The following is a 6,641-nucleotide window of genomic DNA, read 5'->3' on the forward strand; positions in this document are numbered from 1 at the left end:
ATCACCGCAAATCCCGCAGGGGAATATGCCGAAACCGTTCGTAGCCGGCGAGTCTGTTCAACTCGCTGGCCCAATCCTGCACCTGGGTCAAAGGCACCTCATGGCGTTCACCCAGTTGGGTATCGCCAAGAAAGGTCTGGTCGCGAAGCACCTCCGTCCAATCTGCGGCCATACGATCCTGGGCCTGCTGCCGACGGTCATGAGTCTGCTCGATAATGGCGCCGATCTCCCGCATGTCGCTGGCCGCTTTGTCGAGCCTCTGCCGATGCACATGATCGGCCACCTTCCAGTTGTTCCAGATTTCCATTAGCATGGGCAGATTGCGGGCGAAAACCTGGGTCGGAGCAGAAACGATGGACAGGTAAAAGGTCCACTGGTTGTATCCCGGCATGACTCCGAACAATGCCAGGCTGGTGAACTCCCGGGCCTGTGCACCCGTCCCCTGCTGCCAGTCGAAATGCACGAAAGCTGCCTGACCACCGTGAGGCCAGGGCGTTGGCGCGCTGTCGTGGATGCGCAAAATCCGTTGCGGTGACTGCAACCCAAACTGGGGAAACAGATTTTGCAGTGCCGTGACCGGATCACTGTAGGGAGCCACCGGCACGGGTACCGTGGCGCCCGGCATCTGCTGATAAGCCGCCCCCATTTCCGGTGTCAGCACCGGGCCGTGAATGCCCAGAGCGACATGACTGCCGTCGATGCCCAAAGCGTCCACCATGCCTTGACTGGCCGCAGCTATTCGCCAATCCGTCGGCAGCATCATGCTGCCACTGCCATCGGGCAAGGGCACCTGCCGCCAATCAACCGGCCGCGACGCTGGCTGATTCGCTGGCACGGAGGCAGGCAGATGCCGTGCGATCGTCCGAATCATGGAGGGGAAACTTACTGACAGATTGGCTGGCGCATCGAACAGGCAGGCCGCTGCCATAGCGTCATCCTTTCTGACGGCAACCAGCAATCCACGCTTTTCACCGGCGACAGTGTGAACCCTGAACAAGGCCCGCGTTTCCCGGTCCTGGTCATCGCCAATGACCGCCGCCAATATCGGGCGTTCCCCAAATGCCGGCTCTAGACGCTCGACGGCGTCCATCAGCGCCTGACGCGAGGATCGCTTACCCACCTCGTCGCACAGCCACAGTTCACCGCTGTCAGCCCCGTGCCGAACCCTGCTGTATCCCGGCGGGGGCTGCAGAAACGCGGAGTCGGCAGGAGTGTCGTCATCCCGGACCAGAAAATCACGCTGCGCCTCGATCTCGGAGTAATCCCTGCCCGCCCCTTCCAGATGCAGCGCGTCAAATTGGAAGCGCCCGCTGCCCACAGCCAGCAAACCCACCCCTTCGCCGGTAACCGCACCGCGACCGATGCTGCCGATGTCATAGCCATTGGCGCGCAGAATCAGCATGGATTCAGCGACGAGGATTTCCAACCGGTTGAAGCCCTCGGTGCGGATCGCATCATGCGTACCGCTCATGCTGATCCGCGCACCCTCCGCGTCACGTTGCAGAACCGCATAGCCCTGACGGCCGGTGAGTATCAAGCCGATATAATGCTGTGTTCGCGGATCGAACCCGAACAGAAGGCCGGCACCGGAGAGTTCCTCTTTTCCCGGGGAATCCAGGGCCACGGCAACCATGGCACGAGCGCCTTCGGTAAAACAATTGACTTCTTTCGGAATCAGATAACAATAACGAATAGCCCGAGGATCGCCGCGGTTCTCGAGAACATAGCGCCCCTGTGAAACCGTGCCGGACCATCCGTCATCTTTCCCCAGCAACAGATGGCCGCCGAGCATGGCGGCAGGATCCTTGCCATCGGCGAAATCTTCCTGATACATGCTTCTTTCAGGCCTGTTGAACGAAGCGCGCGCGAAAAACAGCCCTGCCAACGCTACAACGGCCAGCAAGCCAACGGATAGGCGTATCCAGCTTTTTCGTTCCACGGCTGTCTCCTTCTCTAAACCGATCCTGATCCATCGATAACCCTGATCCTTGCCAAGCCGACGAGCCCTGCCTGCCGGGGCTGCCACAGTTTTCCTCTGTTTCTGCAGCATAGCACTAAAAAATTACGTTGCCGCATCCTGTTTTCATCCGGGAACGGCGCTTCTGCGCTGTGGCGGCGTCAATGCGCAGGCCTTCTTGTGTCTCGGGCCAGGCCCTGGCCCTTGCCCTTCAGGCAGCCGAAGACTTTCCACTTTGCCAGCCTTCGCGTTATGTGGCGTACCGCTAAACACCTTCGCGCACCCCCAGGGTTCCCTTGCCACAACGGAAAATGTCTCGTTTCCCATGTGGACACTACCTTAGGCCACGCTGGCAGTGCAAAAACCGAGCACAGCCAAATGAGAGATTCCCTATGCTTTGATTTTACACCAATGCGCATTTGATGCGATGCTTACTGGTTGACGAAAATACCCTCCGGGCTGAATCTATCGCTCGTATTCGGAAAAAAGGACTCAATATCGACGCTTTTCATGGTATATCTTATTTAAAATAAGCTTATTGGCTTCCCATATAGGTAGTGTCAAGTTTCCGAATGGATACCGATTAACTTATTTCCTTGACCGAAAGGCAACCGGCGGCAAAACCTTGCTTTCATGCTTATCGGCACCATGACTACGACCTCGAACACGTTTCCCGGGAGAAACACCATGCCTAGCAAATGCGGACACAAGGGCACATCCCCATCTCCCCGCCCCCGTGTAAAAAACCCCTCCGGCATCAACGTCTTTATCTACTGCCTTGAGACGCGGAACCTGATAGTCCTTTTCACGTTAGCTCTTTTTCTTGCCGCGACACCGGCATTTGCGGATATCCGGGATTGGAACGCGCTGGAGGGAGACTGGCTCGATCCGGACAACTGGACAATTTCATCAGACCCCGCCGACCAGGCGAATGTGAACAATGCCGGCATTGCCAGGTTGATGGGACCTGATGCCGTGGTGGCTCACGAAACGGTCCATGTCGGCACAAACGGACAGGGACAGGTCGAAATTCTGAACGGTGGCACCCTGACGGCCACTTCCCTGGTTCAAGTCGGTGTTAATTCAGGAGACGGCACCCTTATCGTGGATGGCCCAGGGTCGCAATTGCAAACCCACCGCCTGGAACTCGGCTACCTGGGCACCGGCACGCTCACCGTGGCCAATGGCGCCAGCGTTGTTGTCGACGAGTTTCTCTTTGGGTACGGCAATGTTACGCTGAATATCGGCAATGGCGGTCCCGCGGGAACCCTCCAGATAAATTCAATGATATCGTCAAACAGGGACAGCAATACAAATATTGCAATCAACTTCAATCACAACGAAGAGGCGTTTTATTTCGCGCAAGACGACAGATGGTCAATGTGGGGAGATGTCGTACCCTTTTATGTCACGGAGATCAATCACCTTGGACCCGGCACCACGATTCTTGATGGCAATTACGACGATTGGTATGCCGTCGATACCACCATCAGCTCCGGGGTCCTGCGAATCGACGGGGTCTTCAGAAACTTCACCACCTACGTCAACACCGGCGGCACTCTGGCGGGCAGCGGCTGGGTTGGAAGCGTCCTCGTCAATGGTGGCACGGTCGCGCCCGGAAGCTCCATCGGCACGCTTAACGTCTCCGGTAGCGTGGATTTCTCCGGCGGCGGCACCTATGCGGTGGAGGTTGATGCCGCCGGCGACGCGGACCGGATCTCAGCCACAGGCGCGGCGACGCTTGACGGCGGCACCCTGCGCGTGATGCCTTTGCCGGGAGTTTATTCCGGCAATACCGAATACACGATTTTGACAGCAGACAGCATTGATGGCACCTTGGCTCTCGCCTCGCCGAGTTTGGCCTTTTGCGATTTTGCCCTGGCATACACCGCCACCGAAGCCACCCTCTCCCTGATGCGCCGGCCCTTCGACGCCATTGGCGGAACCCCGAACCAGCGGGCTGTGGGTGCGGCACTGAACTCGCTGGAAACAACCGGCGCATCAGGTATGGACGGACTGTTCGCAGCTTTGCTCGCCCTGGAATCCGAGACCGGCGCATTGTTCGCCTACGATGCTCTTTCCGGCATCCAGCATGCCCACGCCCAGACTCTTGCCCTGGAAGCGGGCCGGCAGTTCCGAAACCTTTTGAACGAGCGACTGTCTGCCGGCGGGGCTGTCAATGCCGATACCCGGCAGGTTCTTCTGGCTGATGCCAGCAGCGACCGGGGGCTGCTGGCCACAACGACGAGCCGCAGCCAATCCGTATCTGCCGGCCCTGAGGGAACGGACAAGGGGAGTCATCTGTGGGTGCGGGGGTTGGGTGGCTACGGCGATATCGACCGATCCTCCGAAGCTTCCGGTGTGGATTATCATACGTCCGGGGCTGCTCTGGGCGTCGATCGCATGTTGGCCAACGATCTCACCCTCGGCGCGGCCTTCGGCTACGTCAACACCGATGCAGATACCGCCGACGGCGGGCTTGATATCGACTCCTGGCAGCTTGCGCTCTACTCAGGGTGGATACCCGGCCCATACTATCTTCGTGGCATGGCCAGTGCCGGACTGCACCGGATCGGAGCCAAGCGCCAGGTAGCCTTCGGCTCCTTCGACCAGACCGCATCGGCCAGCTACGACAGCGTCACCTGGGGAGCCGATATTGAAGGAGGACGTGCCTTTGACCTGGGGCTGAACATAGCGCCTTTCGCCGGCCTCGAATACGCCCATCTCCGACGCGAATCCTTCATCGAAAGTGGCACCGATACCGCCGCTCTGGACGTGAAAACCGAAAAGCAGATGTCTCTGCGCTCACGGCTGGGAGTTCGGTTGGACAAAGAGTACGTTATCCGCGGCATGGTAATCGCGCCATCCCTTGAATCCGCCTGGGTTCACGAATTTGCCGATGAACTCGCACGCATCGACGCCAGGTTTGCCGGCAGCGCAACAGTCAGCTTCGATATCGAAGGACCAAAGCTCGACCGCGACAGGCTCCAGATCGGCGTGGGCCTCGATGCACGCTTCAACACGCGTTTCGCCATGTCCCTCGGTTACCGCCTGGATGCCGCCAATAGCGACCAGCACCAGAAGATTGCCGCAACCCTTCACCTCCTGTGGTAAATTTTTTCTGAACCTTGGTGTCCTGACTTTTTGTGCTTAGCATCCATCCCACCAAGCTTCGCAGCTGTCCTTGCCCGGGCCGGGGAAAACGCTGACGCATCAGGGACTTGCACCAAGCGGTTGAAATGGCAGCAAATCAAACCCGAGACCGCACAAGCAAGACTGCGGATTGACGCTGCCACGGCGAAAAAGGGCCGTTTCCGGATGGAAACAAGTCAGGGGTTCCCGGTCTCTTTGTACCAACCTTCCTGCGGCATGGAATCAAAGCATGTCGGCTTCGGGTTTATCCATTTGCCTTCCGGGGTAATCTGCCATTTTGTATAAAAATCCATGGGTGAGGCGGTCTTGTCTATACGATAGCCGTCGGGATGAAAACCGATCTGGATATCCGTAGCCTTGAATTTTTTCTCCATTATGTTGGCTCCTCGTTTCCTTTCAGGTTGCTGTGGGCATCGGTCGGGCCTGTTTTTATGAACGGTCGCAAATCCGATCGCAGAATCCATTCCAGTTCGGCGAAATTGTCCGCCGCGGTTTCCGTGAACAGGAAGCCGAACACCGGGTACTCGTGATAATCGACCTTGCGCAATTCAAGAGGCTTCTCAAACCGGGCAAGCAGCATGTCGTAATCGAAGCTCCGGATATGCTTCGCCTCGATGCCGGAGCCATTGTCCAACACGACAATGGCAAACAGCTTGCCGGCCTTCCCTTCCAGAAGACGCGGCCAATCCGGCCTTTGCCGGGAGAAATAACACAGATAGGGATTGAGACCGTAGGCGCGAAAGGTCAGATCCGCGGTGGTACACCAGCCGCCGAACCGCATGGGATTCACTTCGATGGGCACCACCCGGCCGGCCGCGGTGCGTCGGAGTTCGGCATGCACAGGGAAATTCCTCACCCCGGCCACGTTGCCGATTTGCCCCAGAAGCTCGCTGAACGCGCCAAGATTTCCTTCGATGATGGCCTTCGACGTGATGTAGACCCGGTCGCTCACGTCATATCCCGAAGCAAAGACATGCTGAAAAATCCCCAGCACCACGGGCTCCCCGGCAGCATCGAAATAAGCGTCCACGGCGAATTCCTCGCCGTCGATGCACTCTTCGACGATAAACGCGCGACTGTCCAGCACCTCCTCGGGATACAGGCCGCGGGTGCGGTCGATCTCGGACCGGATAGCTGCGACCGCAGCCGTCCATTCCTCTCGGCTGGCGACCTTGTGCACCCCCATGCTGAAAAACCCGACGGCGGGCTTGATGATGAAGGGCACGGGCAAATCGTCAAAACGGACGGTTGCCAGATCCTCGATGAGGACTTCGCGAAAATAAAACTCGGGGAAAAACGGCCGGGTCATCTCGCGAAATTTCAGCTTGTTTTTGAACAGCTCGATTTTGGCCGGGATGCCGGTAAACGAAAGATGTTCGGCGATCCAGCCGATGCAGTTTTCCGAAGTGGCATAAAGGAGCGGAACCCGGCCCTGTCGCGCCTGCTCAACCGCCTCGTCCTCGGCGAGAAACCGCGTGCCATCCTTCAGCCCCAGACTTTTCGCCACGGTCGTGGCAACCACGGGCAGGGC

General features: G+C 58.3%; 4 protein-coding genes. 1 reads left to right on the plus strand and 3 read right to left on the minus strand.

Translation table 11 applies throughout. The features are described 5' to 3' along the window. Position 1 precedes the first annotated feature (1 nt). Positions 2-1,939, minus strand: a complete 1,938-nt coding sequence (locus tag AB7E65_RS01685; protein WP_072286330.1) for a hypothetical protein — start codon at positions 1,937-1,939, stop codon at positions 2-4. 705 nt (positions 1,940-2,644) lie between these two features. Here AB7E65_RS01685 and AB7E65_RS01690 point away from each other — a divergent pair. Beyond that, a complete protein-coding gene (locus tag AB7E65_RS01690) occupies positions 2,645-5,071 on the plus strand; it encodes an autotransporter domain-containing protein (protein WP_428745154.1) in 2,427 nt (808 codons plus the stop codon). 215 nt (positions 5,072-5,286) lie between these two features. Here the strand turns inward: AB7E65_RS01690 and AB7E65_RS01695 are convergent, their stop codons facing one another. Together AB7E65_RS01695 and AB7E65_RS01700 are read right to left on the minus strand one after the other, a co-directional pair. Next, the gene (locus AB7E65_RS01695) at positions 5,287-5,484 is read right to left on the minus strand and encodes a hypothetical protein (protein WP_428745155.1); all 198 of its coding nucleotides are present in this window, start codon (positions 5,482-5,484) and stop codon (positions 5,287-5,289) included. Further along, on the minus strand, positions 5,484-6,641 hold a 1,158-nt coding region (locus AB7E65_RS01700), incomplete at its 5' end, for an ATP-grasp domain-containing protein (protein WP_428745156.1). The genes AB7E65_RS01700 and AB7E65_RS01695, both read right to left, overlap by 1 nt.

Source organism: Syntrophotalea sp. (genome assembly GCF_050253115.1).
Lineage (GTDB): Bacteria > Desulfobacterota > Desulfuromonadia > Desulfuromonadales > Syntrophotaleaceae > Syntrophotalea > Syntrophotalea acetylenica.

What these genes read in the sequence shown, in the direction of transcription:
- AB7E65_RS01690 (WP_428745154.1), top strand. Translation starts at nt 2,645, where the DNA reads ATGCCTAGCAAATGCGGACACAAGGGCACATCCCCATCTCCCCGCCCC.
- AB7E65_RS01695 (WP_428745155.1), bottom strand. Translation starts at nt 5,484, where the DNA reads ATGGAGAAAAAATTCAAGGCTACGGATATCCAGATCGGTTTTCATCCC.